The organism is Rhizobium chutanense (assembly GCF_002531935.1).
In the GTDB taxonomy this organism is placed as follows: Bacteria; Pseudomonadota; Alphaproteobacteria; order Rhizobiales; family Rhizobiaceae; genus Rhizobium; species Rhizobium chutanense.
Map to the genome: position 1 here is coordinate 1 of NZ_NWSV01000040.1, position 26,566 is coordinate 26,566.

Annotated in this window: 27 protein-coding genes; 11 read left to right on the forward strand and 16 right to left on the reverse strand. The window is 61.7% G+C overall.

Annotation, left to right across the window (positions count from 1 at the left end; all coding sequences use genetic code 11):
- The 5 genes from CO666_RS30985 to CO666_RS31005 all read right to left on the reverse strand — a co-directional run.
- The coding region (locus CO666_RS30985; RefSeq protein ID WP_143540399.1) for an ABC transporter substrate-binding protein at positions 1 to 1,232 on the reverse strand (1,232 nt) is incomplete at its 3' end.
- 98 nt (positions 1,233 to 1,330) lie between these two features.
- Positions 1,331 to 2,839, reverse strand: coding sequence for an aldehyde dehydrogenase family protein (locus tag CO666_RS30990; RefSeq protein ID WP_097615791.1), 1,509 nt, complete (start codon positions 2,837 to 2,839; stop codon positions 1,331 to 1,333).
- On the reverse strand, positions 2,839 to 3,618 hold the full coding sequence (locus CO666_RS30995) for an enoyl-CoA hydratase/isomerase family protein (protein ID WP_097615792.1): 780 nt from the start codon (positions 3,616 to 3,618) through the stop codon (positions 2,839 to 2,841). Before CO666_RS30995 ends, CO666_RS30990 begins: the two co-directional genes overlap by 1 nt.
- Positions 3,611 to 5,224, reverse strand: a complete 1,614-nt coding sequence (locus CO666_RS31000) for an acyl CoA:acetate/3-ketoacid CoA transferase (RefSeq protein WP_097615812.1) — start codon at positions 5,222 to 5,224, stop codon at positions 3,611 to 3,613. The genes CO666_RS30995 and CO666_RS31000 overlap by 8 nt, the downstream gene beginning before the upstream one ends.
- 5 nt (positions 5,225 to 5,229) lie before the next feature.
- Entirely contained in the window at positions 5,230 to 6,303 is a 1,074-nt protein-coding gene (locus tag CO666_RS31005; protein WP_097615793.1) for a LacI family DNA-binding transcriptional regulator, read from the reverse strand.
- A gap of 378 nt (positions 6,304 to 6,681) precedes the next feature.
- Between CO666_RS31005 and CO666_RS31010 the strand changes: the two genes are divergently transcribed.
- Together CO666_RS31010 and CO666_RS31015 are read left to right on the forward strand one after the other, a co-directional pair.
- The gene (locus CO666_RS31010; RefSeq protein ID WP_097615794.1) at positions 6,682 to 8,217 is read left to right on the forward strand and encodes a sensor histidine kinase; all 1,536 of its coding nucleotides are present in this window, start codon (positions 6,682 to 6,684) and stop codon (positions 8,215 to 8,217) included.
- A gap of 63 nt (positions 8,218 to 8,280) precedes the next feature.
- Positions 8,281 to 8,904 (forward strand): carboxymuconolactone decarboxylase family protein, encoded by a 624-nt coding sequence (locus tag CO666_RS31015; RefSeq protein WP_010063646.1) that lies wholly within the window; start codon positions 8,281 to 8,283, stop codon positions 8,902 to 8,904.
- Between the two features lie 66 nt (positions 8,905 to 8,970).
- Here the strand turns inward: CO666_RS31015 and CO666_RS31020 are convergent, their stop codons facing one another.
- On the reverse strand, positions 8,971 to 9,942 hold the full coding sequence (locus CO666_RS31020; protein ID WP_179869792.1) for an alpha/beta hydrolase: 972 nt from the start codon (positions 9,940 to 9,942) through the stop codon (positions 8,971 to 8,973).
- A gap of 349 nt (positions 9,943 to 10,291) precedes the next feature.
- Here CO666_RS31020 and CO666_RS31025 point away from each other — a divergent pair, with 349 nt between their 5' ends.
- The 5 genes from CO666_RS31025 (at position 10,292) to CO666_RS31040 (ending at position 13,736) form a co-directional block, all read left to right on the forward strand.
- On the forward strand, positions 10,292 to 10,855 hold the full coding sequence (locus CO666_RS31025; protein WP_097615796.1) for a nucleoside 2-deoxyribosyltransferase: 564 nt from the start codon (positions 10,292 to 10,294) through the stop codon (positions 10,853 to 10,855).
- A 117-nt stretch (positions 10,856 to 10,972) separates the two neighbouring features.
- Positions 10,973 to 11,977, forward strand: coding sequence for a ketopantoate reductase family protein (locus CO666_RS31030; protein ID WP_097615797.1), 1,005 nt, complete (start codon positions 10,973 to 10,975; stop codon positions 11,975 to 11,977).
- A 247-nt stretch (positions 11,978 to 12,224) separates the two neighbouring features.
- Positions 12,225 to 12,383 carry a hypothetical protein gene (locus CO666_RS34350; protein ID WP_179869791.1) on the forward strand — a complete coding sequence of 53 codons (159 nt, stop codon included), beginning with the start codon at positions 12,225 to 12,227 and terminating at the stop codon, positions 12,381 to 12,383.
- Between the two features lie 123 nt (positions 12,384 to 12,506).
- Positions 12,507 to 12,818, forward strand: coding sequence for a DUF1883 domain-containing protein (locus tag CO666_RS31035; RefSeq protein ID WP_097615798.1), 312 nt, complete (start codon positions 12,507 to 12,509; stop codon positions 12,816 to 12,818).
- Between the two features lie 243 nt (positions 12,819 to 13,061).
- Positions 13,062 to 13,736, forward strand: a complete 675-nt coding sequence (locus tag CO666_RS31040; RefSeq protein WP_097615799.1) for a VIT1/CCC1 transporter family protein — start codon at positions 13,062 to 13,064, stop codon at positions 13,734 to 13,736.
- Positions 13,737 to 13,763: 27 nt separating this feature from the next.
- Here the strand turns inward: CO666_RS31040 and CO666_RS31045 are convergent, their stop codons facing one another.
- Together CO666_RS31045 and CO666_RS31050 are read right to left on the reverse strand one after the other, a co-directional pair.
- A complete protein-coding gene (locus CO666_RS31045; protein WP_097615800.1) occupies positions 13,764 to 15,080 on the reverse strand; it encodes a replication-associated recombination protein A in 1,317 nt (438 codons plus the stop codon).
- A complete protein-coding gene (locus CO666_RS31050) occupies positions 15,077 to 16,480 on the reverse strand; it encodes a DegQ family serine endoprotease (RefSeq protein ID WP_097615801.1) in 1,404 nt (467 codons plus the stop codon). Before CO666_RS31050 ends, CO666_RS31045 begins: the two co-directional genes overlap by 4 nt.
- A 144-nt stretch (positions 16,481 to 16,624) precedes the next feature.
- On the opposite strand from CO666_RS31050, the gene CO666_RS31055 reads away from it, so the two are divergent.
- Both CO666_RS31055 and CO666_RS31060 read left to right on the forward strand, forming a co-directional pair.
- Positions 16,625 to 17,005 (forward strand): YkvA family protein, encoded by a 381-nt coding sequence (locus tag CO666_RS31055; protein ID WP_097615802.1) that lies wholly within the window; start codon positions 16,625 to 16,627, stop codon positions 17,003 to 17,005.
- Between the two features lie 23 nt (positions 17,006 to 17,028).
- A complete protein-coding gene (locus tag CO666_RS31060) occupies positions 17,029 to 17,382 on the forward strand; it encodes a lysozyme inhibitor LprI family protein (protein WP_097615803.1) in 354 nt (117 codons plus the stop codon).
- 57 nt (positions 17,383 to 17,439) lie between these two features.
- Here the strand turns inward: CO666_RS31060 and ilvD are convergent, their stop codons facing one another.
- Positions 17,440 to 19,278 (reverse strand): dihydroxy-acid dehydratase, encoded by a 1,839-nt coding sequence (gene ilvD, locus CO666_RS31065; protein WP_097615804.1) that lies wholly within the window; start codon positions 19,276 to 19,278, stop codon positions 17,440 to 17,442.
- Positions 19,279 to 19,613: 335 nt separating this feature from the next.
- Here ilvD and msrP point away from each other — a divergent pair, with 335 nt between their 5' ends.
- On the forward strand, positions 19,614 to 20,561 hold the full coding sequence (msrP, locus tag CO666_RS31070; RefSeq protein WP_097615805.1) for a protein-methionine-sulfoxide reductase catalytic subunit MsrP: 948 nt from the start codon (positions 19,614 to 19,616) through the stop codon (positions 20,559 to 20,561).
- Positions 20,561 to 21,223, forward strand: coding sequence for a protein-methionine-sulfoxide reductase heme-binding subunit MsrQ (msrQ, locus tag CO666_RS31075; protein ID WP_097615806.1), 663 nt, complete (start codon positions 20,561 to 20,563; stop codon positions 21,221 to 21,223). Before msrP ends, msrQ begins: the two co-directional genes overlap by 1 nt.
- A gap of 18 nt (positions 21,224 to 21,241) precedes the next feature.
- Here the strand turns inward: msrQ and CO666_RS31080 are convergent, their stop codons facing one another.
- The 7 genes from CO666_RS31080 to secY form a co-directional block, all read right to left on the reverse strand.
- Positions 21,242 to 21,643 carry a ribosomal maturation YjgA family protein gene (locus CO666_RS31080; RefSeq protein WP_097615807.1) on the reverse strand — a complete coding sequence of 134 codons (402 nt, stop codon included), beginning with the start codon at positions 21,641 to 21,643 and terminating at the stop codon, positions 21,242 to 21,244.
- 142 nt (positions 21,644 to 21,785) lie between these two features.
- On the reverse strand, positions 21,786 to 22,208 hold the full coding sequence (gene rplQ, locus CO666_RS31085) for a 50S ribosomal protein L17 (protein ID WP_085736921.1): 423 nt from the start codon (positions 22,206 to 22,208) through the stop codon (positions 21,786 to 21,788).
- A 124-nt stretch (positions 22,209 to 22,332) separates the two neighbouring features.
- Positions 22,333 to 23,343: a DNA-directed RNA polymerase subunit alpha gene (locus tag CO666_RS31090; RefSeq protein ID WP_003547579.1), complete on the reverse strand. Its 1,011-nt coding sequence runs from the start codon at positions 23,341 to 23,343 to the stop codon at positions 22,333 to 22,335.
- 97 nt (positions 23,344 to 23,440) lie between these two features.
- Positions 23,441 to 23,830, reverse strand: coding sequence for a 30S ribosomal protein S11 (gene rpsK / locus CO666_RS31095; protein WP_003547577.1), 390 nt, complete (start codon positions 23,828 to 23,830; stop codon positions 23,441 to 23,443).
- A 133-nt stretch (positions 23,831 to 23,963) separates the two neighbouring features.
- A complete protein-coding gene (gene rpsM, locus CO666_RS31100) occupies positions 23,964 to 24,332 on the reverse strand; it encodes a 30S ribosomal protein S13 (RefSeq protein WP_003573772.1) in 369 nt (122 codons plus the stop codon).
- A 221-nt stretch (positions 24,333 to 24,553) separates the two neighbouring features.
- Positions 24,554 to 25,204: an adenylate kinase gene (locus CO666_RS31105; RefSeq protein ID WP_097615808.1), complete on the reverse strand. Its 651-nt coding sequence runs from the start codon at positions 25,202 to 25,204 to the stop codon at positions 24,554 to 24,556.
- The gene (secY, locus tag CO666_RS31110; protein ID WP_097615809.1) at positions 25,201 to 26,541 is read right to left on the reverse strand and encodes a preprotein translocase subunit SecY; all 1,341 of its coding nucleotides are present in this window, start codon (positions 26,539 to 26,541) and stop codon (positions 25,201 to 25,203) included. Before secY ends, CO666_RS31105 begins: the two co-directional genes overlap by 4 nt.
- Positions 26,542 to 26,566: the final 25 nt, after the last annotated feature.

Genomic DNA, 26,566 nt, shown 5'->3' on the forward strand with positions numbered 1-26,566 from the left:
TGGGTGACGGCTTCGTCCGAGCTCTTGATCTGGCCGTGGACGAACTTCGAGACGACGTCCTTATAGGCATTGGCGATTGCCGGAGGCGCGCCGTAGCCCTGGGCCAGCGAACCGAACAGCGTGCCGCCCTCGTTGGCCGCCTTCAGGTCGGCGATGCCCTTCTTGCCGCAGGCGTCGAAGTCGGTGTCGGGAACGTCGGTACGAGCCGGAACCGAGCCCTTGACGACGTTGAAGGCCGACTGGAAGCTCTTCGACAGCGTCGCCGTCGCCAGTGCCACCTGGGCGGCCTTGCGGTCGTCGGGGACGTTGAACATGCCGAACATGTCGGAGTTGTAGATCACGCTGCCGTCGGTGCCGGGGAAGCGGTAGCAGAGGAAGTCTTTATCCGGGGTCTTCTTGGCGGCGACGAATTCGCCCTTGGCCCAGTCGCCCATCACCTGCACCAGCGCATCACCCTTGATGACCATGGCGGTGGCCAGGTTCCAGTCGCGGCCGGAGAAGTTCGGATCGACATATTTGACGATCTTCGCCAGATTGTCGAAGGACTTCTTCATCGTGTCCGACTTCAGCGACGCCTCGTCGAGGTCGTTGAAGGCCTTCTTGTAGAACTCCGGTCCGCCGGTCGACAGCACGATGGAATCGAACATCGTCGCTTCCTGCCAGTTCTGGCCGCCGAGCGCCAACGGGATGACGCCTGCCGCCTTCGCCTTGTCGAGCAGGGCAATCAGATCGTCGAAGCTCTTCGGCTCACTGCCGCCGATCTTGTCCATGACAGCCTTGTTGATCCACAGCCAGTTGACCGAGTGGACGTTGACCGGGGCCGCCACCCACTTGCCGTCATAGACCGAGAACTTCTGCAGGGCTGCCGGCACCGACTTGTCCCAGCCTTCCTTCTTCGCCGTCTCCGTCAGGTCGCCCATGACGCCGGCTTGGGCATAATCGAGCACGGTATAGCCCAGCATCTGCGAGGCTGTCGGATAGGTGCCGGCCGCCACCATCGCCTTCAGCGCCGTCATTGCCGCGTCACCGCCGCCGCCGGCCACCGGAACGTCCTTCCAGGCAAAACCTTCCTTCGACAGATCCTGCTTCAGAACGTTCAAGGCCGCCGCCTCGCCGCCAGACGTCCACCAGTGCAGCATCTGAACTTCCTTCACGTCGGCAGCGCGCGCGGACACATGCGCGCCGGCCACAGCCAATGCGATCACGGCAGTCGTGGTCAAAAACCTATTCATCGAAGAACCTCCCAGTTCCATTTGGAAGATGCGGAACCATTCCCGCATCCGATCACCCGCCCTCCTCAGGCGTAGTTTCATTGCCGGTTAAGCCGGCCTTAGGTTCTCGGCATCCACCAATTGGTGCGCTTGCCGATATGCATGTTCAGCGTCTTGGTCTCCGTGTAGTCCTCGACCGCATGGCGGCCGAGTTCGCGGCCGAGGCCGCTCTGCTTGTAGCCGCCGAAGGGAAGCTCCGAGGCGCCGTCCATGAAGGTGTTCATCCAGACCGTTCCCGCCCGCACCGACCGGCCGATCGTCAGGCAGGTATCGAAATCGCGGCTCCAGACACCGGCCGACAGGCCATAATCGATGGAATTGGCGATCTGGATCGCCTCGGCAGTTGTTTCGAATGTCAGGACGGAAAGCACCGGACCGAAGACTTCCTCGCGCGCCACCGCCATATCGGGTGTCACCGCTTCGATGATCGTCGGCGACATGAACTGCCCCATGCCGAGGTCGAGCCTCTCGCCGCCATGCGCAACCTTCGCGCCATTGCTCCTGGCACCGGCGACATAGCCGGAGATCTTTTCCAGATGCTGCGGCGTGATGATCGCGCCGACCTGCGTCGAAGGATCGAGCGGGTCGCCGACCTTCACCGCCTTCGACAATTCGGCAATCCGCTTGACGACGTCGGAAGCGATCGACTTGTGAAGGATCAGCCGTGAGCCGGCATTGCAGCACTCGCCGGCATTGAAGTAGGCGCCGAAGACCGCGGCATCGATGAAGGCTTCGAGATCGGCATCGGGGAAGACGATCTGCGGGTTCTTGCCGCCGAGTTCCAGCGAGACCTTCTTCAGCGTCTGCGCGGCATTCGACATGGTCAGCTTTCCCACACCGGTCGAGCCGGTGAAGGACACCATGTCGACGTCGGGATGGGCCGTCATCACCGCGCCGACCTCCGGTCCCCTGCCGGTGACAATATTGACGACGCCGTCCGGAATGCCGGCCTGCTGCAGGATCTCGCCCAACACCAGCGTCGATCCCGAGGTCAGTTCCGAGGGCTTGACGACGGCGGTGCAGCCGGCGGCCAAGGCGAAGGGCAGCTTCTGGCCGACGATCAGGAAGGGAAAATTCCAAGGGGTGATGATCGAGACCACGCCGATCGCTTCGCGCAGCACGACGCCGAGCGTGCCGTCACCGAGCGCATTGTAGCTTTCGCCGTGAAGATCGCGTGCGAGAGCAGCGGCGTACCGCCATATGTCGACTGAGCCGGCAATTTCTCCCCGTACCTGTGTGACGGGTTTGCCTGCCTCGATCGCATCGAGAAACGCCAGTTCTTCCGCGCGTGCGGCGATCAGGTCGGCTGCCTTGAGCAGGATGGCGGAGCGTTCGGACGCGGTCATCCGCGGCCATGGCCCGAGATCGAAGGCCTTGCGTGCCGCAGCGATGGCGCGTTCGGCATCCGCCTTACTGCCTGTGGGGAAGCGGCTGACCACGACGCCGTGGCTCGGCGCGACACGCTCGATCGGATCGGCGGCGCCGGCCTCCCATTTGCCGTCGATGAGCATCCTGAAATCACGCGCTTTGTGGTTGCTCAGTGCGGTGGGGTTGACGAGGACCGTCATTACCATTCTCCCTTGAATGTTGCCGGGCGCTTGTCGCTGAACGATGCGACGCCCTCTTTCAGATCGCCGGTCTTGGCGGCGAGGATCGAGCCCAGGGCTTCGACCGCGGTTCCATTGTCTTCGCCGTTCGCCGATGCGATCATCAACTTGGCAATCTCGATGGCCGCCGGCCCCCGTGCGGCAATGCGCTCGGCATACTCTCTTGCGGCAGTCAGCGAATGTCCTGTTGGCACAACCGCATCGACGATCCCGAGCAGGCGCGCTTCCTCGGCGGTGAATATTTCGCCGCCGAGCGCCATGCGCCGGACGACCTGCGCGCCGAACCGGCGCACGAGACGCTGGGTCCCGGACCAGCCCGGCACCATGCCAAGGCCGGTCTCCGGCAGGCCGATCTTGATGTGCTGCTCGGCGAGGCGAATGTCGGCGACACCTGCAAGCTCAAGCCCACCTCCGAGGGCGTGGCCGTTCAGGGCCGCGACCAGCGGCACCCTGAGCGTCGCCAGTCTTTCGAAGATGCGGTGGCCGTGGCGAACCCAGAGATGACCGAATTCCTGCGGCAGCATTCCGCCCCAGGCCTTGATATCGCCGCCGGCGGAAAAGCCCTTTCCTTCGCCGGTCAGAATGGCAGCGCGCACATTGGCGTTCGCCTCCACCGCGTCGGCCGCGTCCGCCAGGGCCTTCAGCATGTCGAGATCGAGCGCGTTCAGCTTCTCCGGACGAGAAATCGTCAGCGTCGCGACGTGGCCTTCGATATCGACCTTAACCGTTCCGCTAGCCATGGAAGCTGCCCTCCAGCGTCCGTGCCCTTTTGGCGGGAAGCGACAGGCCGATCGCTGCCTCCGCGAAGAGCGCGGCGTCCATCACCTTCAGATCAGGCGCAACGATCAATGGAAACTCCGACTGATCGAGGATGTGGGATTGGAGATCGACGCCAGGGGCGATCTCGGTGAGGACGATGCCATCGGGCGTCAGCTTCATCACGCACCGCTCGGTGACATAGGCAATATCCTGCCCCTGCTCGATCGCCCGCCTGCCGCTGAAAGTGACGTGTTCGACCTCGTTCACCAGCTTCTTCAGCTTGCCTTCCCTCTCGATCAGAAGGGCGCCATCGGCGATCGAAAGCTTTGCGCCGGCGTTGAACATGCCGGAGAAGACGATCTTCTTTGCCCGCGCCGTGATGTCGACGAAACCGCCGGCGCCGGCCGTCACATGCGGCCGGAAGGAAAGCTTGGAGACGTTGACCGAACCGTCCCTGCCGATCTCGAGGAAGGAGAGCAGCGATGCATCGAAGCCTGCCCCTTGGAAATAGGTGAACTGATAGGGAGACGGCATATAGGCGTCGGCATTGGAGGCGCAGCCGAAGGCGAAGTCGAGCAGCGGCACGCCGCCGACAGCGCCCTGCTCGATGACCCAGGTGACCGTACCGTGGAGCCCCTCCTCCAGCAGAATGCGCGGCACGTTGGCCGAGATGCCGAAGCCGAGATTGACGCAGCTTCCGGCTTGAAGCTCCTGCGCGACGCGACGCGCAATGACTTTCTGAACATTGAACTCCGGAACGCTGAAGCTATCGAGCGGGCGGAAGATTTCCCCTGATATCGCCGGATCGTACTGCGTCTGCGTCGTCTGCTTCTGTTCGGGATCGACGACGATATAATCGACCAGCATTCCGGGCACGCGGACGTCATGCGGCTTCAGCGAACCCTCCTTGGTGATCCGCTTGACCTGGGCGATGACGATGCCGCCATTATTGCGGGCGGCCAGCGCCTGATCGAGGCCGCCGAGATAGGCGCCTTCTTGTTCGTAAGTTAGGTTGCCGCGCTCGTCGGCGGTGGTGGCGCGGATGATGGCGACCTGAGGAACGATCGCAGGAAAGAATAGCCAGTCGTCGCCCTCGAAGCTGACGCGCTTGACCACCGGATGTTCCGACGCCAGGCCGTTCATCGCGCAGCCCTGCCGCCGGGGATCGACGAAGGTGTCGATGCCGATCTTGGTCAGGACGCCCGGCCGCTTGGCGGCGGCTTCGCGATGGATATCGAACAGAATGCCGGAGGGGATGTTGTAGGCCGGGATTTCGTTGTCGGTGATCATCCGCCAGATCAGCGGCGGCTCGGAAGATGACGGCCCTGAGGGATAGGAACCGCCGATAATGCGCTTCAGCAGCCCCTTTTTGGCGATGTAGTCGACGCCCTTGATGCCGCTCATGTCGCCGGCGGCAATCGGATGAAGGGTAGTGATATCCTTGGGATGGCTGGTCGCATCGAAGCGTTCGCCAATCGCCTTCAGCATGAGATCAGGGCAACCGAGACCGCTCGAAGACGAGACCGTGACGACGGCGCCATCCGGAATCAGCGCTGCCGCTTCGGCTGGGGTGAGATGCTTCTGCATGGGCATTACTCAGCGTCCTGTTTCGATTTTACGCTTTTGCCGGTCCTCACCGGCGCGGCCTTGCCGGCGCCGCAGCTCTCGCGAACGACCAGCCGCACGGCTGTCGTCACCGTCTCCGCCTCGGCCTTGCCGGCATTGATCTGCTTGAGCAGCATCTGTGCGCCGCGGCGCCCGATGCCCTGCGGATCGACCGAGACCGTCGTCAGCGCGGGGACCGCTGCCTGAGCCTCGATGACGTCGTCGAAACCCACCACGGCGAAGTCGGCGCCAGGCTCCAGACGGCGCGCGCGCAATCCATCGCAGACACCGAAGGCGACGGCATCGTTGAAGCAAACGGCCGCGGTCGGCCGACGGCCGAGAGCAATCGCTTTGCCGATCGCCTCCACCCCGCCGGCGCGCGAAGGTGCCGCCGCGATGACCAGTTCTTCGTGATAGTCGAGCCCGGCCGCCTCCATGCCGCTTCGGTAGCCGGCAAGCCTGTCGTCGAAGACGGCGGTGTCGGGAAAGCCGCCGAGAAAAGCGATACGCTTGTGGCCGAGCGCCGCCAGATGCTTGACGGCCGACATCATGCCAGCCCGGTTGTCGGAGACGATCGACGAGACCTTGGCGCCGGGCAGGTTTCGCACGACGACCACCACCGGAATGCCGGCCGCAACGAGCGGCTTGAAGTCTGCGGCATCGGTGGCGCGGGCCGGTGAGACGATGAGGCCGGAAATGCCGTGCTCCCGCATCGACGCGACAACCTCCCGCTGCCGGTCGATGCTCTCGCCGGTGTTCGACAGGAACTGCACGAAGCCGGCCGACTGAACGACCATATCGACGCCGACCGCCAGCTCCGCAAAGAAGCTGTTCGTCAGGTCGTTGACGACGACCCCGATAATCCGCGACTTGGCGCCGGCCTGGCGAAGATTGGCGGCGCCGCGATTATAGACGTAGCCGAGTTCGCGCATCACGGCATTGACCTTGGCGCGCGTCGCCTCATTGACCAGGGACGAGCCCTGAAGCACCAGCGACACCGTCGACTTCGAAACGCCGGCGGCCTTCGCGATATCAATGACGGTCACCCGCGCCTTTGTCATTTTCCCTCCCGACCACGACGTCGATTTGTGGGTAATTATTTGGAACGTTCCAATTCTGTCAAGCGGAATCTAAATGAGATATTATTAAACTCCATTTTTGTTGACCTATTTCTTTGTCTTTGCCGCTTGATCCTTCTCTAAAAAATTGGAACGTTCTAAAAATCGACCTCAACCGAGCGACATCGTTCGATATTTTCGACCGACAAAAAGCGAGCTGGACGAGGCACATTTTTGCCATCGGTAGTCGCCTCGAGCGAGTGGCCGATGACCTGTCTCCAAGTTTCCGTAGAGGAGCTTCTGCAGACCATTAGCGAAACTTTATCGTTTCTGACGAATGCTACGCATACGTGCAACGCGCCAGATCTGAAGCAGGGCCGGATGATGCCACATTCGTTTGAATCCATTCTGGAGAACCTGCCGCAGGGCATTGTTCTGCTTGATCCTGCCAATAGGGTGACGGCTTTCAACGCCCGCACGCTCGAAATTCTCGGGCTTGCGGATGGAGCCGTCAGCAGAGGAATGACTATCGACGGGTTGCCGGGCGCCGCCGATTGCCGCGCAGCGGCGTGCCTGACGTCGACGACCGGCAGACCACACACGTCCCAGTTTGCGCTTTCCGACGGACGGATGGTCTCATTGACCTCAACCCCGTCGAAGGATGGAGGCTGGATCCTGAGCTATGAAGACATCTCTACCCTCATCCGCGTCGAAGACAGTCTCACCGAACAACACCACCGGTTCGACGCGGCCCTCCGCAACATGCCGCATGGGCTGTGCATGTTCGATTCGAAAAAGAACCTGATCCTGTGCAACCCGTCCTATGCACGGATGTACAATCTGCCGGATTTGCTGACGCAACCAGGGACGCCGCTGGTCGATATCCTGGCCTTTCGCAGCCGCGAGGGCAATGGCCCGGCCGACACCGCGACCTATTTCGACGTCGTCTTCGAAGCGACGGCACGCGGTGCTGTGGCCAGCCAGAATATCGTGCTCACCGATGGCCGCGTCATCAAGATCACCCATAATCCGATGCAAAACGGTGGTTACGTGGCCACCCACGAAGACGTCACCAAGACGGTGCGACTTGCGGAAGAACTGCGCCGGCATCACGATCAGCTCGAAACGACGGTGCAGAGCCGCACGGCCGAGGTCGAGCGCCAGGCGCGGGAACTCGAGCGAATGCTGGCGCAGGAGCGCAACATCAACGAATTGCAACGGCAGTTCGTGGCGATGGCATCGCATGAATTCAGGACCCCGCTCGCCATTATCGACGCGGCGGCCCAGCGGCTGTTGCGCAAAAGAGGGGCAGTCGAACCCGAATTTCTCGGTGACAAGGTCGACCAGATCCGCGCATCGGTGAACCGGATCGTCGATCTCATGGAGAGCATCCTGTCGGCCGGGCGCCTCGACACCGGCAAGATCGACATCAGCTACGATGCCTGCGCGTTGAGATCGCTGATCAGAAGCTGTTGCGAGCGGCAGTCGACGATCGCCAAGACACACGCCTTTGTGCTCGACATCGATGGGCTGCCGGAGTTCATCGACGCCGATCCCCGCACTTTGGCGCAGGTCTTTACCAACCTGCTGTCCAATGCCGTCAAATACGCGCCCGGAACCTCTGAAATTCGCGTCACGGCATGGGAGGAGATGGAAAACGTTAAAGTCTCGATCAGCGATGACGGCGTGGGAATCGATCCCGAAGACGTGCCCCGGCTGTTCCAGCGCTATTTCCGCGCCGGGACATCGACCGGGATTGCCGGAACGGGCATCGGTCTCAACCTGGTGAAACAGATCGTCGAACTGCACCACGGCTCGATAGAGGTTCGAAGCGCAAGAGGGCGCGGATCGACCTTCACCGTCACCCTTCCGATCAAGCGAACCGATAACGCTTCCGCGAGCAGTGACGCTGCCTGATGTTTCAGGATTGCTGTCCGGCATATCTACCCTATCCTTCTCGCTATAGAGGAGGACCATGCCATGGCTTTCATTCACACCCCCAATGCATCCGCCAGCGAAAAGACGACGTCGATGTATGCGTCGGCGGAGGCGAATTATGGTTATCTGCCGAATATGTACCGGGCCTTCGGACACCGGCCGGAGGTGATGGAGAATTGGGCAGCGCTGCTTTCCAGTATCCGCGGCCATATGAGCCTCAGGCGCTATGAGCTGGTGACGCTGGCCGCCGCCAAGGAGCTGAAATCCTCCTATTGCATGCTGGCGCATGGCTCGGTGCTGCTGCGCGAGGGCTTCACCAGCGACGGGCTGACGGCTGTCGTCAACGAGACGGAGAAGGCGCCGATCGATGCCGGCGAACGCGCCATCATGGCCTTTGCCGCCAAGGTGGCGCGCGATGCGACATCGGTCACCCAGCAGGATATAGATGGGCTGAAGAAACACGGGTTGAGCGATGCCGAGGTCTTCGACGTCACGGCTGCGGCAGCGGCCCGCTGTTTCTTCTCGAAGATGCTGGATGCGCTGGGGGCTGCGCCCGACCACGCCTATATCGAGCGGCTGGAGCCGAATGTGCGCAAAGCGCTCAGCGTCGGCCGAGAAGTCGAACGGCCTCTGGCGCCCTCGTCGTCGCGCGGCACATCGCAATGATGGGTAAAGGGAGGATGCTCGGGCGGCGGTCTTTGCGGCCCGGCTCCTCCGGCCCTACTCCGGCCCCTATTCCGGTTTGTCCGCAAAATTCCGGATCGCAAATTCGGCGATGTTCTGGCTCGCGCGATCGGCATCGTCGAGCAGGGATGGAAACAGCTGCCACTGATGCGGCATGCCCGGCCAGATCTCGGTGGTGACATCCACACCCGCCTGGCGCGCCTTGTCGGCGAGCCGCAGCGTATCGTCCAGCAGGGCTTCACCGGAGCCGACCTGCAGCAGCAGCGGCGGAAAGCCCGTCATATCGGCATAAAGCGGCGATGCCTGGGGATCGGTTGGAGAGCGGTTGCCGAGATAGGCCTTGCGCAAGGTCTCGATCGCGGCCCTGCCGATCAAGGGATCGCTATCGGCATTCGCCGTCATCGATCCGCCGGTCGCGGCAAGATCGGTGATGGGGCTGAGCGCAATGACGGCCGCCGGCAGCGGTTTTGCCGCCTGCTTCTGCCGCAGCACCGTCTCGATCGCGATATTGCCGCCGGCGCCGTCTCCGGCGACGACAACGTTCTCGCTGCGATAGCCGTTGTCGAGAAGCCAGCGATAGGCCGTCAGCGCGTCGTTGATCTGCGCGGGATAGGTATATTCGGGCGTCAGCCGATACTCGATCAGAAGAACATCGCTGGATGCGGCCTTGGCGAGCGAGCCGGCAAGCAGGCTGTGCGTGCGGATGGAGCCGCCGGAAAAGCCGCCGCCGTGGATATAGAGGATCACCCTTTCGCCGATCGGGTGATGCAGGCGGGCGGGCCACATCAGCTCGGCGTCGACGCCGTCGGCATCGACCTGCCGGAGCTGGATACGTGTCGGCCCCGGCATCGTCTCCATCAGCGTCCGAAAGGCCGTTCGGCGCTGCTGCAGGCTATCGGCACCGACAAAATGATCCTTCCAGAGGCCGACGAGTTTTTCGACCTGCTGACGCGAGACCTCACTTTGCGGCCCGATGTCCTGCCCGACCGCTGCCGATCCGATCGGCATCAGTGCGGCCAAGGCGAGAAACAAACATCCGAGCCGCTTGGGCGCTTTTCGAATAGCAGCTGGTAAAATCCGACCGTTCATCAACTTCTCCCGACGATGCTGGCCATGGCGGCATCTTTGGCCGGTTCGTCCACCGGAGTCAAAAGGGTGACAGGCCGGAACCTCAAGCTTTTTCATTCTCTCCGCTGCGGCGGATGAAAGTCGGCGGCTGGCCGTCCACGGCGGATCACCGGGCTGCTCCGCAAAAAAATCGCCAATGCCCGCCGACACGGCTTGCCATTTGCCGCGCATCCATCGGAAATGGGCTGCGCGCCCTGCCCCAACCCCGGCGCTTCGTCTCGCGCGTAAGTGAAGGATGTCGATGACCACCATCTACCTTGCGGGCCCGGAAGTCTTTCTTCCGGATGCCATGCCCATCATGGCCGAAAAACGCCGATTGGCGCGCCAGTTCGGCTTCGAGCCAACGGGGCCCGGCAGCGACGAAAACCAGACGCCGGTGAAGCGGACCGCCGCCGAGATCTATGCACGCAATGACGACGCCATGCGTCGAGCCGAGATCTGCCTTGCCAACGTCACTCCCTTTCGCGGCGTCAGTGCCGATCCGGGCACCGTCTACGAGATCGGCTTCATGATTGCGTTGGGAAAAGCGGTCTTTGCCTATAGCAACCACCCCGACGACTATGGGCTGCGCGTTCGCTCGATCTGGTATGCGGGGCAAGAGATCGACGAGACGAGCGGACGCCCCCGCGGACCGGACGGCATCGCGATCGAAAATCACGGCATGGCCGACAATCTGATGATCGACGGTGGGATCGAGGCGACGGGAGGCAAGGTGTTCCGTGCGGCAGCCCTCCCGGCGGACCCGGCCCGCGACCTGGCGGTTTATTTCGAGGCGCTGCAGACGATCGCCGGCATGCGGGCTTGATGGGGCCATGCCTGCCCCACCTCGGAAAGAACCCGATAGGGCAAATTCGCATTCGCCTTAAGCTGGGGATGGCTTAGTTCTAAGTTCGACCATGATCATAACGATGAAGAGGCGAGCATGTCGATCAAGACCATCTGCATCTATGGCGCCGGCGCGCTCGGCGGCGCTATCGCCGTCAAGCTTGCAAACCAAGCCGGAACCGACGCCACCATCTCCGTCGTCGCGCGTGGAACCCATCTCGACGCAATCCGCGACAAAGGACTGAGCCTGCGCGAAGCCGACGCGGAAAGGCCGCTCAACGTCCGCCTCACCGCGACCGACGATCCCGGGACATTGCCGCCGCAGGATCTCGTCATCACCGGCCTCAAGGGACATCAGCTGGCGCCTGCTGCCGAAGGCATTGCAGGTCTGCTCAAGGAGGGCACCCGCGTCGTCATGATCCTCAACGGCATTCCGTGGTGGTATTTTCACCGCGATGCCGAAAGCCGGCATGCCGAGCTGCAGTTCGACGAGCTCGATCCCGGCGGCAGGCTCTGGCGGCTGATCGGGCCGGAACGGGTTATCGGCTGCGTCGCCTATCAAGGCGCAGAGGTGATCAATCCGGGCGAGATCCAGCTTGCCAACAACGGCCGTTTCGTGCTCGGCGAGCCCTCGGGCGAAATGTCTGCCGATCTCAAGGCAATCGCCGGCCTGCTGACCGGGGCCGGCCTCAATATCGTGAGGACGCCTGTTATTCGCGACGAAATCTGGAGCAAGCTGATGGGCAATGCCGCCTTCAATCCGATCAGTGCGCTGACCAGGGCTCTGATGACCGACATCATGGCGGATCCGCCGCTCTTCGCCATGGTCGGCAAAGTCATGAATGAAGTGCGCGCCGTCGGCGAGGCCCTGGGCGCACGTTTCAGCATGACCGTCGAGCAGCGGCTGGAACAATCGCGCCATATCGGCGGCGTGCGCACATCGATGCTGCAGGATCTGATCGGCGGCAAAGCGCTCGAGATCACGCCGCTGGTCGGTATGGTCGCAGCGCTCGGGCGTCTGACTGCCGTGCCGACCCCGGTTTCGGAAACGATCCTGGTGCTGGTGACGCAGCTGGATCGGGAAAACCAGCGCGGCCGCTGATTGCGGAGAAAAGGGGCCGGGAGAAACCCGGCCGTCTTGACTTACTTTCCGACCTGCTCGGCCCAATGAGTGAGATCAGGCAGGATCGCCAGCCAAGGACAGCGGCGGTCATGGCTTTCCGACGCCGCGCTTCGAAACTTCTCGCATCGGCCTTTATGCCATTCCTATATTTTCGCCCTTCGCCCCGAATGGATTTCCTATCGCAAACGGCAGTAGGCTTTTGCCACCGCTGCAAAGGTCAAACGCCATGCGAAATATCATGTCCTCCACCTTCCACCCTTTTCGCCCGCACAGGATCACGCGCGCTAACCGGCAGATGCGCGAGAAGCGCACCGCCTGGGCGCTGATCGTCTTCGGCATCGTGCTCGCCTGCATAGAGCTCTACATCGTTTACTCCGCGCTCTGAGCCGGCGCTTCGTTTCTCCCGCCGTTTTCGCCCGGCGGGAGAACGATGAGGCCAATTCCAACTTTTCCTTAACCGGCATGCTGATAAAATCCTGGCGCAGAGACTTCAGACGCCACGAGACCGATGCCGAAACCGAACTTCCGCTTCACCCATTACGATCTCAAGGAACAGCGCGCCGGAACGATCGTCGAGGTGTCGTTGAATGCGGTGAACAATGTCCGGTTGATGACGGCGCCGAATTTCCAGCGTTTCACCGAGGTTCTCGATTTCAAATATATCGGCGGAGTAGCGCGCAAATCGCCAATCAAGATCGCTGTTCCCGAAAGCGGCCACTGGCATGTCGTCGTCGATATGGAAGGCCATCACGGGCTGGCGGAATCCGCCGTCAAGGTGATCGCGGCACCTGTCAATCAGAAAACGCCGCGCCCTTCTTGAGCTTTGCAGCACTTTTCCGGCACGCAAGGGCGAGCGCAGAAGGCGCAGTCGAAAAACCGTGATGACGTGACACCCGATCGTGTTAATCTTGATCACGATCAATGAAACAGGCCGCGACGTCGGTCAGAATTCTCCGGTGGTGAGGCTTATCCCGCGTCGCCAGCTGCAGGTCGGCTCCCCATTCATGCTCTGATCGCGGAGGGAGGAGCAGCAGACAATGATCTTCATCACCTGGGGTAGTCCATGACTTCGAACCCGATCGATCGTATCAGGGATATCATCGATCCAGGCGATGCACTCGGCGAAGTTCTTTTCGGATTGATCATGGCGCTGACATTGACGGTCGGGTCGAGGCTTGTTGTTAAAGAAGAGGGCTTGGATGCCCAGGAATTGATCGCCGCAACAATCGGATGCAACGTCGCCTGGGGAATCATTGACGCCGTCTTGTTCATTCTGGGCACGACGTTTTACAGGAGCAGGCGGCTGCGCCTTTTTCGGCAAATCAAAGCCGCGGGAAGCGAGACTGCGGCGCTCAAGATGCTCGCGAAAGAATTCCCGATCGAAGAGGCGCCGTTTTCTGCAACAGCTGCCGATGCGGACGCGCTCTATCGATCACTGCTGACGCTCGCATGCAGGGCAGATCCTGTGAAGACGTCCCTCTCGAAAAGTGATCTGTTTGCCGCACTGGCGGTCTTCGCTCTGGTCTCTGCCACCGCCATTCCGGCCGTTATCCCTTTTCTTCTCATCGACAGCGCACATCTTGCGCTGAGAACCAGCAACCTGTTTCTCATCATGCTGCTATTTGTGACGGGGTATGCGTGGGCGAAATTTTCGGGAGGCAGGCCTTTTTATGCCGGGATGACGATGACGGGTCTCGGATTGCTTCTGGTCGCCATAGCGATCGCGCTTGGCGGCTGAGCCGCGTTCACCAGTCAAACAGGCGCGTCAGCGCGTATTGCGCTCCTTACGCAGTTTGTCCCACCATTCCAGCCGTTTGCGGATCTCGCGCTCGAAGCCGCGCTCCGGCGGATCGTAGAAGGTCTGCCGGCCCATCTTCTCCGGGAAATAATCCTGGCCGGAAAAGGCGTCCGGTTCGTCGTGGTCGTAGCGGTAACCGTCGCCATACCCTTCGCCCTTCATCAGCTTGGTCGGCGCGTTGAGGATATGCTTCGGCGGCAGCAGCGAACCGTTCTGCTTGGCGGCCTGGCTGGCCGCCTTGAAGGCGGTGTAGACGGCGTTGGATTTCGGCGCCGTGGCGAGATAGACGCAGGCCTGAGCCAAAGCCAGCTCCCCTTCCGGAGAGCCGAGATACTCATAGGCATCCTTGGCGGCATTGCAGATCACCAGCGCCTGCGGATCGGCAAGGCCGATATCCTCCACCGCCATGCGCACCAGCCGCCGGCCGAGATAGAGCGGATCCTCGCCGGCATCGAACATGCGGGCGAGATAATAGAGAGCCGCATCCGGATCCGAACCACGCACGGACTTATGCAGCGCCGAGATCAGATTGTAATGGCCGTCCTGCGCCTTGTCGTACACGGGAGCGCGGCGCTGGACGATGCGCGTCAGGCCCTCGGTATCGAAGCTCTCGCCCTCGCGCGCGGCACGCCAGACCTCTTCGGCCAACGTCAGCACCGCACGGCCGTCGCCGTCGGCCATGCGGATCAAGCTGATGCGCGCCTCTTCGGTGAGCGGCAACGGCTTCTGCTCGATCGCCTCGGCCCGCTTCAGCAATTCCTCCAGGCTCTCCTCGTCATGCGACTTGAAGGTCAGCACGCGGGCGCGCGACAGCAAAGCGGCGTTGAGCTCGAAGGACGGGTTCTCGGTGGTGGCGCCGACGAGGATGACGGTGCCGTCCTCCATGACAGGCAGGAAACTGTCCTGCTGGGCACGGTTGAAACGGTGGATCTCGTCGACGAAGAGCAGCGTCTGGCGGCCGTCCATACGCCGCAGGCGGGCCGTCTCGAATACCTTCTTCAGATCGGCGACGCCTGAGAAAATCGCCGATATCTGCTCGAAGGCCAGCCCCGCCTCGCCCGACAGCAGCCGGGCCACCGTCGTCTTGCCGGTGCCGGGCGGCCCCCAGAAGATCATCGAGCCGAGCGAACCGCTTTCGATCATCCGTTTCAAGACGCCATCTTCACCGGTCAGATGTTCCTGACCGGTGACATCGGCAAGCGTCTTCGGCCGTAGCCGATCGGCAAGCGGCCGCCTGGCGGCCACCTCCTCCGGAACACGCGGCGCGAAGAGATCGTTGCTCATCGGAAGAACTGCCGGATGCGCTGACCGTCGCGCTCGATCTCGACCCGCCAGAGGCCGGGGTCGCTATCGGCGATTTCGGAGAGTTCGCTGGTCGTCTTCACATCCGCGCCGTTGATCGAGACGATGATATCCTTCGGCTCGAAACCGAGACGGGCCGCAGGCGAATTCTCCTTCACCTCGGAGACGACGACGCCTGAGGATTCCGGCGGCATGCGCAGCTCGTCGGCAACCCGCGGCGACAGGTTTTCGACGACAGCGCCGCTAAAGGGCGTGCGCCCGCCGATCGTGCGCTGGTCGCGCGGCGAGGTTTCCGGGGCGCGATCGAGCGTCAGCGGCAGCTGCTCCTCGCGGCCATTCTCGACGACGGTAAGCTTGACCGACTTGCCGAGACCAGCCGTCGTCAGGCGGTAGAGCAGCGCATCCGGATGTTCGACCGATATACCGTCGACGGCGGTGACGATTTCGCCGGCCTTCAATCCGGCCTTGGCGGCCGGCCCGCCTTCCGAAACCTTGACGACCAGAGCGCCGCGCGCCTTGTTGAGCCCCAGCGCTTCGGCCACCTCAGAGGTCACGGCATCGAAGCTCGCGCCGACATAGGGCCGCTCGAAGGTTTTTACCCCGGCATCGGCCGAGGCGAGGAAGACCTTGACCAGATTGGCCGGAATGGCAAAGCCGATGCCGTTCGAGCCGCCGCCACGCGAGAAGATCGCCGTGTTGATGCCGATCAGTTCGCCCTTCATGTTCATCAAGGCGCCACCGGAATTGCCGGGATTGATCGAGGCATCGGTCTGGATGAAGAAGCCGAACTCGTTTTTGACCACCTGGTTGCGGGCAAGTGCGGAGACGATTCCGCTCGTCACCGTCTGACCGACGCCGAAGGGGTTGCCGATCGCCAGCACGAGATCGCCGACTTCGACGGCATCGGAATTGCCGATCGGCAGAGTTGGGAAACTCTCCTTGGTCTCGATCTTCAGCACGGCGAGATCGACACGGTCATCGCGCAGCACCACCTTGCAGGGGAATTCACGGCCATCCGACAGCGCCACCTTGATGTCGTCGGCGCCTTCGATGACGTGATTGTTGGTGACGACGGTGCCGTTCGCCTCGACGATGACGCCGGAACCGAGCGAAGACTGCTTCTCCGAACGGTTCGGCATCTGCTGGCCGAAAAACTGCTCGAAAAAGGGGTCGCCGGCAAAGGGCGACTGCCGCTGGACGATCTTTTCCGCATAGACATTGACGACGGCGCCCGACGTCTGTTTGACGAGCGGCGCGAAGGAGAGCTGCATCTGCATCTGGCTCTCGGGCACGGTCTTTGCCGTCTGCGCCTCGGCCGCAGCCGGCAGAACGAGCATGAGAGCGAATAGCGAGACGGAGGCGCGCTTGATCAGGCCTTGCATGTGTATCCCTTTTGAATCCTCTTGAGCAGCGTTTTAGAGCATGATGCTAGAAATGAAAGAGGGCGGAAGCATGGAAGAATAAGGCAAGGGAACGTCTTGGAAACCGGTTGAAGTCATTGTGAATTCGATTCAGGAAGATTGGCCATGCAACTGATATCCAAAGCCAAAAGCTGGGCGAAGTCACTGAAGCGTGACATTGTCGCGCTCTGGCTGGCCGCCCGAGACCCGCGTGTGCCATGGCATGCCAAAGCGGTGGCCGGCGCCGTTGCCGCCTATGCGCTGTCGCCCGTCGATCTGATCCCCGATTTCATTCCGTTGCTCGGTTATCTCGACGATCTCGTCATCGTGCCGCTCGGCATCCTGCTGGCGACGCGGCTTGTCCCGGCCGAGGTGATGAACGAGCTTCGCGCCGAGGCGGCAAGACGTATCGAGCGCCCTTCCGGCCGGGCCGGATTGATCTTCATCCTTGCCGTCTGGCTCGCCTGCATCATCTTCCTGGCTCTGGCACTCAGCAAGCTGGTCTGACCGGCGGCAACAGGGATATAGGAATGATGACGGCAAGAGCGATGATGATGGCCTTTGGTTTTGCGATTTCGATCTTCGCATCCGGAATGGCGCAGGCGGCGAGCTTCGACTGCGACGCGAAGGAATTGAAGCCGGACGAAAAGGCGATCTGCGACAACCGCGCGCTCAACGATGCCGACGTGAAGATGGTAACGACCTTCGAGCTGCTCTCCGGGCTGCTGGCGATGGGTTCGCGCGGAACATTGCAGGACGAACAGACGGCCTGGCTGAAGAAACGGCAAGAATGCGGGGCGGATGCCGCCTGTATCAAGGCCGCCTATGACGAGCGGCTGAAGCAGCTCGGCGAGACCTATAAAAATATCAACCGGCCGCTTTGAAACGGCCGGTCGGCAAAGCTGCTGACTTTTAATCAGCAGGTTTTCGGCCGCCGTGAATCAGCGCGCATTCAGATCCCGCACGGCGCCGCGATCGGCGCTCGTTGCGAAGGCTGCATAGGCCTTCAGCGCGGTGGTGACGTTGCGCTTGCGCACCTCCGTCGGATGCCAGCCCTTGGCTTCCTGATCGGCGCGGCGGGCGGCAAGTTCGGTCTCGCTGACGCGCAGGCTGATCGTCCGGTTGGGGATGTCGATGTCGATCATGTCGCCTTCGCGCACCAGCCCGATCGTGCCGCCATTGGCCGCTTCCGGCGAGACGTGACCGATCGACAGGCCTGACGTGCCGCCGGAGAAGCGGCCATCGGTGATCAGCGCGCAGGCTTTGCCCAGGCCCTTCGACTTCAGATAGCTCGTGGGATAGAGCATTTCCTGCATGCCGGGGCCGCCCTTCGGACCTTCGTAGCGGATGACGACGACGTCGCCTGATTTGATCTCATTGGCGAGGATCGCCTTGACGGAGGCATCCTGGCTTTCGAAGACGCGGGCCGGACCGGAGAATTTCAGGATCGATTCATCGACGCCGGCGGTCTTGACGATGCAGCCATCGACGGCGAGGTTGCCCTTGAGCACGGCAAGGCCGCCATCCTTAGAGAAGGGATGTTCGACCGAACGGATGACGCCGTTCTGACGGTCGGTGTCGAGTTCGTCCCAGCGAGCTTCCTGGCTGAAGGCGACCTGAGTCGGGATGCCGCCGGGAGCAGCACGATAAAAGTTGCGGACAGTGTCGCTGTTGGTGCGGGTGATGTCCCAGCGCTCGATCGCGTCGCCGAGCGTCTCGGCATGCACGGTCGGGCAATCGCGGTTCAGGAGACCGCCCTTATCGAGTTCGCCGAGGATCGACATGATGCCGCCGGCGCGGTGCACGTCTTCCATATGAACATCGCTCTTGGCGGGTGCGACCTTCGACAGGCACGGCACGCGGCGCGACAGCGCATCGATATCGGCCATGGTGAAATCGATCTCGCCTTCATGGGCGGCGGCGAGGATGTGCAAGACGGTATTGGTGGAACCGCCCATGGCGATATCGAGCGCCATGGCATTCTCGAAGGCCTGCTTGGAGGCGATGGTGCGCGGCAGCGCCTTGACGTCGTCCTGCTCATAATAACGGCGGGCGAGATCGACGATCAGGTGGCCGGCCTCGACGAAGAGACGCTTGCGGTCGGCATGGGTGGCCAGCGTTGAGCCGTTGCCGGGCAACGACAGGCCAAGCGCTTCCGTCAGGCAGTTCATCGAGTTTGCGGTAAACATGCCAGAGCAGGAGCCGCAGGTCGGACAGGCCGAACGCTCGATGACCTTGACGTCCTCGTCGCTGACCTTGTCGTCGGCGGCAGCGACCATGGCGTCGACGAGGTCGAGCGCATGCGTTTTGCCGTGCAGCACGACCTTGCCGGCTTCCATCGGACCGCCGGAGACGAAGACCGTGGGGATATTGAGGCGCAGCGATGCCATCAGCATGCCGGGGGTGATCTTGTCGCAGTTGGAGATGCAGACCATGGCGTCGGCGCAATGGGCATTGACCATGTATTCGACGCTGTCGGCGATAAGCTCGCGCGAGGGCAGCGAATAGAGCATGCCGTCATGGCCCATGGCGATGCCGTCGTCGACGGCGATGGTGTTGAATTCCTTGGCAACGCCGCCGGCCGCCTCGATTTCGCGGGCGACGAGCTGGCCGAGATCCTTCAGATGGACGTGGCCGGGCACGAATTGGGTGAAGGAATTCACCACCGCGATGATCGGCTTGCCGAAATCCGAATCCTTCATGCCCGTGGCGCGCCAAAGGCCGCGCGCGCCTGCCATGTTGCGGCCGTGGGTCGTGGTTCGGGAACGGTAAGCTGGCATCGGTGTCTTCCTCGACATGTCGGAAATTATCAGGCGAAGCGGAGCGGCAATGGAGCCTGCCGGCCGGGCAAACGCTGGCTTTTGGAATTGTCCTAATCCAATCGACAGGGGCTGTCACTACCGGCAAGGTCAAATCCGGTACGCTGCCGGAGCCCCGCTTCAGCACAATTGATGATATACGGTTCGGCGCGCGTTTTTGTTACAGCCTATTCCATCACGACCGAACACAAAAAATTGGCTTCCCGTCTGCAATATTCAAGGCTTAGACACTGGTCGGCACATGCGGGCGGTTCGTTTAAGAACTATAGTGAGAAATCCGCCCAGGAGGTTTCGCCATGCCAAGCTATCGCCCACCGAAGATCGCGTCATCGCAGATCACGCCACGCCAGATCTATATGCGCCGCCGGGAATTCCTCGGCGCGGCAGCGCTTGGCGCCATGGCGCTCTACAGTGCCGGCGAGGCGAGTGCCGCCGCCCTTTCCGCCGTCGAGAGCAAGTACAAGGTCGACGAGAAGCCGACGCCGCTCAAGGACGTCACGACCTACAACAACTTTTATGAGTTCGGCCTCGACAAGGGCGACCCCGCTGCGAATTCCGCCGATTTCAAGCCGCGGCCCTGGACGGTCAAGGTCGACGGCATGGTCAACAAGCCCGGCACTTTCGACCTCGAGGCGCTGGTCAAGGAATTCCCGATCGAGGAACGCACCTATCGGATGCGCTGCGTCGAGGCCTGGTCGATGGTCATCCCCTGGGACGGCTTTCCGCTGGCATCGCTGCTCGACAAGGTTGAGCCGCTCGGCAGCGCCAAATATGTCGCCTTCGAAACCGTGGTGCGGCCGGCGGAGATGCCGGGGCAGAAGGGTTTCTTCCAATCACTCGACTGGCCCTATGTCGAAGGTCTGCGCCTGGATGAGGCGCGCCATCCGCTGACGCTGCTTGCCGTCGGTCTCTATGGCGAAACGCTGCCGAACCAGAATGGTGCGCCGATCCGTCTCGTCGTGCCGTGGAAATACGGCTTCAAGGGCATCAAGTCGATCGTGCGCATCACGCTCACCGATCAGCAGCCGAAGAATACCTGGCAGGTGACCAATCCGCAGGAATACGGCTTCTACGCCAACGTCAATCCGGCCGTCGACCATCCGCGCTGGAGCCAGGCGAGCGAGAGGCGCATCGGCGAAAGCGGTTTCTTCGGCGCAAGCCGCCACCCCACCCTGCCCTTCAACGGCTATGCCGACGAGGTGGCGAGCCTCTATGCCGGCATGGATCTGAAGGCGAATTTCTGATGGCGGAACTGTCGCTCGCGATCCCCAAGCGTTGGCAGCCCGCCTCCGTCTGGCTGCTTTATGTCGTCGGGCTTCTGCCCGCCGCCTGGACCTTCTACCTCGGGGCGACCGATCAGCTCGGCGCCGACCCGGTCAAGACTTTCGAACTCTTTCTCGGCATCTGGACGATCCGTTTCCTGATCGCAACGCTCGCCGTCTCCCCTGCCCGCGAGCTTTTCGGCTGGAACTATCTGCGCTATCGCCGCGCGCTCGGCCTGCTGACCTTCTACTACGCGCTGATGCATTTCACCGTCTACATGGTGCTCGACCAGGCGATGGACATTCATGCCGTCATCAACGACGTGCTGAAGCGCCCCTTCATCATGTTCGGCATGGCCGCCCTTGCGATGCTCGCACCGCTGGCAGTGACATCCAATAATGTCTCGATCCGCCGCCTCGGCAAGAACTGGATCTGGCTGCATCGCCTCGTCTACATCATCGCCGCCTGCGGGGCGCTGCATTTCGCGCTGTCGACCAAGATCCTCGATCTCGAGCAATATATCTATGTCGGGCTGATCATCGCACTGATCCTCTACCGCTCCTACCGGCCGATCGAGCGGAGCCGTAAGAAGGGCAAGGGACGATCGCGCAATCGCGCCGTGGCTTCGGCATCTGAGGCGTAAACGACCAGCGAGGACGCATCACCGCCGTGCTGGATCAAAGGCCCAGGCCGCGGCGATGCCGATGGCATAGGCCAGCATATTCCAAAGCGAAAATATCCGCCCAAGCAGCAGCGCGCCTGCCGTGGTCAGCCGGAAGGCGTCGAGCCAGGGCGTGTGATAAAGCCGGAACAATTCCACCGAGATCGCGACGAACAGCGCTATGGCAGCAATGACTGCCCGCCGTGACTTTGCGGCGACGAGCGCCACGAGCAGATAGACCATCGCGCCCCAGAGCGCCGATCCGCCATATTTGACGACAACGAAGGGCAGATCGGCCGCATAACCAAAGCGCCGGAGCGCCGGCCCGAGGGCGATGACGAGAAGCAGGACTGCGAGACGCAGGAACTGCGCCCGAGAGCGAGTTTGAGTGATTTCGGGCAATGGAACCTGTCCTATCTCAATCTCCGCCGGCGCTCCTTGCCGTCGCCGAGCGATGTTCCCCTACGCGGTCCGCGACCAGTGCACAAATAAAAACAGCCGGGCTTTGTGAGCCCGGCTGTTTTCTATCCGCCGGAGCGGAAGATTAAGCGGCGACGGCCTGTTCTTCGGCAGCGACGCGAGCCTTGTCGGCGGCGCCCTTGGCGAAGGTGTCGCGATCCACGAATTCGATCACGGCCAAGGCAGCATTGTCGCCCTGGCGGAAGCCGGCCTTCATGATGCGCAGGTAGCCGCCGTTGCGGGTGGCATAGCGCGTTGCGATCGTGTCGAACAGCTTCGAAACGACGGCGGCATCGCGGATCTGCGAGATCGCCTGACGGCGAGCATGCAGGTCGCCGCGCTTGCCGAGCGTGACGAGCTTCTCGACGATCGGACGGATTTCCTTGGCCTTCGGCAGGGTCGTGACGATCTGCTCGTGGGTAATCAGCGAAGCCGCCATGTTGGCGAACATCGCCTTGCGGTGGCTTGCGGTTCTATTCAGCTTGCGGCCGGCCTTTGCGTGGCGCATTGCTATTCTCCTTTAATGCAGGTGCCCTTACGTTAAGTGGGCCTGCCGTTTCCTGGCACATGCAGGCGATCGGCCTGCTGTTTGACGGGGAAAGGCAGCCGTAAGAAGCCTGCCTTTTTGTTTCTCAGTACTGGTCTTCGTAACGCTTGGCGAGATCTTCGATGTTCTCGGGCGGCCATGCCGGCACTTCCATGCCGAGGTGCAGGCCCATGGAAGCGAGAACTTCCTTGATTTCGTTCAGCGACTTGCGACCAAAATTCGGCGTGCGGAGCATTTCTGCTTCGGTCTTCTGAATGAGGTCGCCGATGTAGACGATGTTGTCGTTCTTCAGGCAGTTTGCCGAACGGACCGACAGTTCGAGTTCGTCCACCTTCTTGAGGAGAGCCGGGTTGAAAGCCAGTTCGGTGACTGCTTCCTCTTCGGTTTCCTTCTGCGGCTCGTCGAAGTTGACGAAGACGCCAAGCTGATCCTGGAGGATGCGCGCCGCGAAAGCGACGGCGTCTTCGCCGGTGATCGAGCCATCGGTTTCGATGGTCATGTTCAGCTTGTCGTAGTCGAGAACCTGTCCTTCGCGGGTATTTTCAACCTTGTAGGACACCTTCTTGACCGGCGAATAAAGGCTGTCGACCGGGATGAGACCGATCGGAGCATCTTCCGCACGATTGCGTTCGGCCGGAACGTAACCCTTGCCGTTGTTGACGGTGAACTCCATGCGGATTTCGGCGCCCTCGTCGAGCGTGCAGATCACATGCTCGGGGTTGAGGATTTCGATATCGCCGACCGTCTGGATGTCGCCAGCCGTGACAACGCCCGGGCCCTGCTTGCGCACGACCATGCGCTTTGCGTCGTCGCCATCCATCTTGATGGCGATTTCCTTGATGTTGAGCACGATGTCCGTCACGTCTTCGCGGACGCCCGGAATCGAGGAGAATTCATGCAGCACGCCATCGATCTGCACCGCCGTGACGGCAGCGCCGCGCAGCGAGGAGAGCAGAACGCGGCGAAGCGCATTGCCGAGGGTCAGGCCGAAGCCGCGCTCCAGCGGTTCGGCAACAAGCGTCGCCCTGGTGCGCGAGCTCGAAGAGAACTCCACCTTGTTCGGCTTGATCAGTTCCTGCCAGTTCTTCTGAATCATGAGTTTGCCTTCCGTTCGTTGCCACCATCCAATCGTGGCAACCGAGCTTGAAAACCACCGGGAGCGCGCGAGCGCTCACCAGTGACGAGAGCGATGATCAGACGCGGCGCTTCTTGCGCGGACGGCAGCCATTGTGCGGGATCGGGGTCACGTCGCGGATGGACGTAATCATGAAACCGGCAGCCTGGAGCGCGCGCAGAGCCGATTCACGACCCGAACCCGGACCGCAGACTTCGACTTCCAGCGACTTCATGCCGTGCTCCTGGGCCTTTTTGGCGCAGTCTTCGGCAGCGATCTGGGCGGCGAACGGGGTCGACTTGCGCGAGCCCTTGAAGCCCTTGGCGCCAGCCGACGACCAGGCGATCGCATTGCCCTGCGCGTCGGTGATGGTGATCATCGTGTTGTTGAAGGTCGAGTTGACGTGAGCGACACCCGACGAGATATTCTTGCGCTCGCGACGGCGAACGCGGACGGCTTCCTTAGCCATGGTATTCCTTTCGTTGATCTCTTCACCGCCGTAATGCCAGCGGCTACACCGGAACGGCGCCTATATGGTCCCGCTCCAAACTCAAAAGAGGCCGGCGCAGACCGCCAGCCTCCCCATCCCGGTTTCCCGGAAATTACTTCTTCTTACCAGCGATTGCCTTTGCCGGGCCCTTGCGGGTGCGGGCATTGGTGTGCGTGCGCTGGCCGCGAACCGGAAGGCCGCGGCGATGACGCAGGCCGCGGTAGCAGCCGAGGTCCATCAGGCGCTTGATGTTCATCGCGGTATCGCGACGAAGATCGCCCTCGACCTGATAGTCGCGGTCGATCGCTTCGCGGATCTGAAGGACTTCGGCGTCCGTCAGCTGATGCACACGACGTTCAGCCGGGATACCGACCTTCTCGACGATTTCCTGTGCGAATTTCGGACCGATCCCGTGAATGTAGGTCAGCGCGATAACAACGCGCTTTGCAGTCGGGATGTTGACGCCAGCGATACGTGCCACGCCTGTTCTCCTTGCATTCCAGTTGCCATCCGGCAAGTGGGCTTCGTTATGCGGTCTTTGGAACCGCTCGTTCAGATTTACGTCCGCAACATGTCAAAACGACCGCACCCGGACTTCCCTGGGAAATCCGCGCCGATCGCATGGAATGTCGCGAGTTGGCGCGGTGTTTAGCGGAATCACTGCTGAAAAGCAACCGTTCCGCCAAGTTTATTTTCAAAGCCTTAAAGCTTGGAAAGAATGCTTTCGACCTCGGCCGTCACCTGATCGATCTCCGCCATGCCGTCCACGGACCTGAGTTTGCCCTTGGCGTGGTAATAGCCGATCAGCGGCGACGTTTCCTTGTAGTAGACCTGCAGCCGAGCCGTCATCGTCTCCGGGTTGTCATCCGGACGGCGCTTGAAGTGCGTGGAACCGCACTTGTCGCACACGCCTTCGGCAGCCGGAACCTTATCGGAATCGTGATAGACGCTGCCGCACTGTGCGCAGGAATAGCGACCCGCAACACGACGGACCAGTTCCTCATCGTCGACACGGAATTCGATGACGACGGACAGGCCGAGACCCTTTGCCTTCAGCATCGCTTCGGTGGCGTCCGCCTGGACGAGCGTCCGGGGGAAGCCGTCGAGGATGAAGCCGTTGGCGCAATCGGGCTGATCGATTCGCTCGGAAACGATGGCGATAACGATCTCATCCGAGACGAGTTTGCCGGCGTCCATGACCGCCTTGGCGCGCTTGCCGACATCGGTGCCGGCGTTAACCGCCGCACGCAACATGTCCCCGGTGGAAAGCTGCGGAATGCCGTGCTTTTCCACGATCCGCTGGGCCTGGGTTCCCTTACCCGCGCCCGGCGGCCCCAAAAGGATAAGTCTCATCTCCCCCTCTTTCCTCCACGCAACTTCGATTTCTTGATCAGGCCTTCGTATTGCTGCGCGATCAGGTGACCCTGGATCTGTGCAACCGTATCAAGAGTTACGCTAACCACGATCAAAAGCGAAGTCCCACCAAGGGATAATGGGATGCCGGTTTGCGACACCAAGATCTCCGGAAGGATGCAGACGAAGACGAGATAGATCGCGCCGATCACGGTGATTCGGGTCAGCACGTAGTCGATATATTCGGCGGTGCGTTCGCCCGGGCGGATGCCGGGAATGAAGCCGCCATGCTTCTTCAGATTGTCGGCCGTGTCCTTCGGATTGAAGACGATGGCCGTATAGAAGAAGGCGAAGAAGGCGATCAGCGCCGCATACAGCACCATGTAGAGCGGCTGGCCATGGCCCAGCGCCGCGACGATCGAGGTTGCCCAGGCAGGCATTGCCGTGCTGCTGGCAAAGCCCGCAAGCGTTGCCGGCAGCAGCAGCAGCGACGAGGCGAAGATCGCCGGGATGACGCCCGAGGTGTTGAGCTTCAGCGGCAGATGCGAGGTATCGCCCTGGAACATGCGGTTGCCGACCTGACGCTTCGGATACTGGATCAGCAGCCGGCGCTGCGCCCGCTCGACGAAGACGATGACGCCGATGACGCCGATCGCCACGACGATGACGAGCAGGATGAGGAAGGTCGACAGCGCACCGGTACGGCCGAGTTCCAGCGTGCCGGCAAGAGCCGTCGGAAGACCGGCGGCGATGCCGGCGAAGATGATGAGCGAGATGCCGTTACCGATGCCGCGCGAGGTGATCTGCTCACCGAGCCACATCAGGAACATCGTGCCGCCGAGCAGCGTCAGAACGGTGGAAACACGGAAGAACCAGCCCGGCTCGACGACGAGGCCCTGGCCGCTCTCAAGGCCGGCAGCAATGCCGTAGGCCTGCAGCGCACCGAGGATGACCGTGCCGTAGCGGGTATACTGGTTGATGATCTTACGGCCCTGCTCGCCCTCTTTCTTGAGGTTTTCGAGCGCCGGCACGACCGAGGTCATCAGCTGCACGATGATCGAAGCAGAGATATAGGGCATGATGCCGAGCGCGAAGATCGCCATGCGCTGGACAGCGCCGCCCGAAAACATGTTGAAGAGGCCGAGAATGCCGCCTGCCTGGCCGCGGAAAGCCTGGGCATAGGCTTCGGGATTGAGGCCCGGAAGCGGAATATGGGTGCCGAGCCTGTAGACGAGGAGAGCTGCCAGTGTGAACCACAAGCGCTTCTTCAAATCCTCGGCTTTGGCAAAGGTCGAAAAATTGAGGTTGGATGCCAATTGTTCCGCTGCAGAAGCCATGCGATTCTCCGCGCTACCAATTCCG

Excerpts from the sequence above, each read along its gene's own strand:
- rpsK (WP_003547577.1), bottom strand. The coding sequence starts at position 23,830 with ATGGCTAAGGAAGCCGTCCGCGTTCGCCGTCGCGAGCGCAAGAATATC.
- CO666_RS34350 (WP_179869791.1), top strand. The coding sequence starts at position 12,225 with ATGCGAAATATCATGTCCTCCACCTTCCACCCTTTTCGCCCGCACAGG.
- secY (WP_097615809.1), bottom strand. The coding sequence starts at position 26,541 with ATGGCTTCTGCAGCGGAACAATTGGCATCCAACCTCAATTTTTCGACC.
- CO666_RS31015 (WP_010063646.1), top strand. The coding sequence starts at position 8,281 with ATGGCTTTCATTCACACCCCCAATGCATCCGCCAGCGAAAAGACGACG.
- CO666_RS31050 (WP_097615801.1), bottom strand. The coding sequence starts at position 16,480 with ATGCAAGGCCTGATCAAGCGCGCCTCCGTCTCGCTATTCGCTCTCATG.
- rplQ (WP_085736921.1), bottom strand. The coding sequence starts at position 22,208 with ATGCGCCACGCAAAGGCCGGCCGCAAGCTGAATAGAACCGCAAGCCAC.
- CO666_RS31060 (WP_097615803.1), top strand. The coding sequence starts at position 17,029 with ATGATGACGGCAAGAGCGATGATGATGGCCTTTGGTTTTGCGATTTCG.
- CO666_RS30995 (WP_097615792.1), bottom strand. The coding sequence starts at position 3,618 with ATGGCTAGCGGAACGGTTAAGGTCGATATCGAAGGCCACGTCGCGACG.
- CO666_RS31105 (WP_097615808.1), bottom strand. The coding sequence starts at position 25,204 with ATGAGACTTATCCTTTTGGGGCCGCCGGGCGCGGGTAAGGGAACCCAG.
- CO666_RS31090 (WP_003547579.1), bottom strand. The coding sequence starts at position 23,343 with ATGATTCAGAAGAACTGGCAGGAACTGATCAAGCCGAACAAGGTGGAG.
- CO666_RS31000 (WP_097615812.1), bottom strand. The coding sequence starts at position 5,224 with ATGCAGAAGCATCTCACCCCAGCCGAAGCGGCAGCGCTGATTCCGGAT.
- CO666_RS31010 (WP_097615794.1), top strand. The coding sequence starts at position 6,682 with ATGATGCCACATTCGTTTGAATCCATTCTGGAGAACCTGCCGCAGGGC.
- CO666_RS31055 (WP_097615802.1), top strand. The coding sequence starts at position 16,625 with ATGCAACTGATATCCAAAGCCAAAAGCTGGGCGAAGTCACTGAAGCGT.
- ilvD (WP_097615804.1), bottom strand. The coding sequence starts at position 19,278 with ATGCCAGCTTACCGTTCCCGAACCACGACCCACGGCCGCAACATGGCA.
- CO666_RS31030 (WP_097615797.1), top strand. The coding sequence starts at position 10,973 with ATGTCGATCAAGACCATCTGCATCTATGGCGCCGGCGCGCTCGGCGGC.
- CO666_RS31040 (WP_097615799.1), top strand. The coding sequence starts at position 13,062 with ATGACTTCGAACCCGATCGATCGTATCAGGGATATCATCGATCCAGGC.
- msrP (WP_097615805.1), top strand. The coding sequence starts at position 19,614 with ATGCCAAGCTATCGCCCACCGAAGATCGCGTCATCGCAGATCACGCCA.
- CO666_RS30990 (WP_097615791.1), bottom strand. The coding sequence starts at position 2,839 with ATGACGGTCCTCGTCAACCCCACCGCACTGAGCAACCACAAAGCGCGT.
- CO666_RS31045 (WP_097615800.1), bottom strand. The coding sequence starts at position 15,080 with ATGAGCAACGATCTCTTCGCGCCGCGTGTTCCGGAGGAGGTGGCCGCC.
- CO666_RS31025 (WP_097615796.1), top strand. The coding sequence starts at position 10,292 with ATGACCACCATCTACCTTGCGGGCCCGGAAGTCTTTCTTCCGGATGCC.
- CO666_RS31005 (WP_097615793.1), bottom strand. The coding sequence starts at position 6,303 with ATGACAAAGGCGCGGGTGACCGTCATTGATATCGCGAAGGCCGCCGGC.
- msrQ (WP_097615806.1), top strand. The coding sequence starts at position 20,561 with ATGGCGGAACTGTCGCTCGCGATCCCCAAGCGTTGGCAGCCCGCCTCC.
- CO666_RS31035 (WP_097615798.1), top strand. The coding sequence starts at position 12,507 with ATGCCGAAACCGAACTTCCGCTTCACCCATTACGATCTCAAGGAACAG.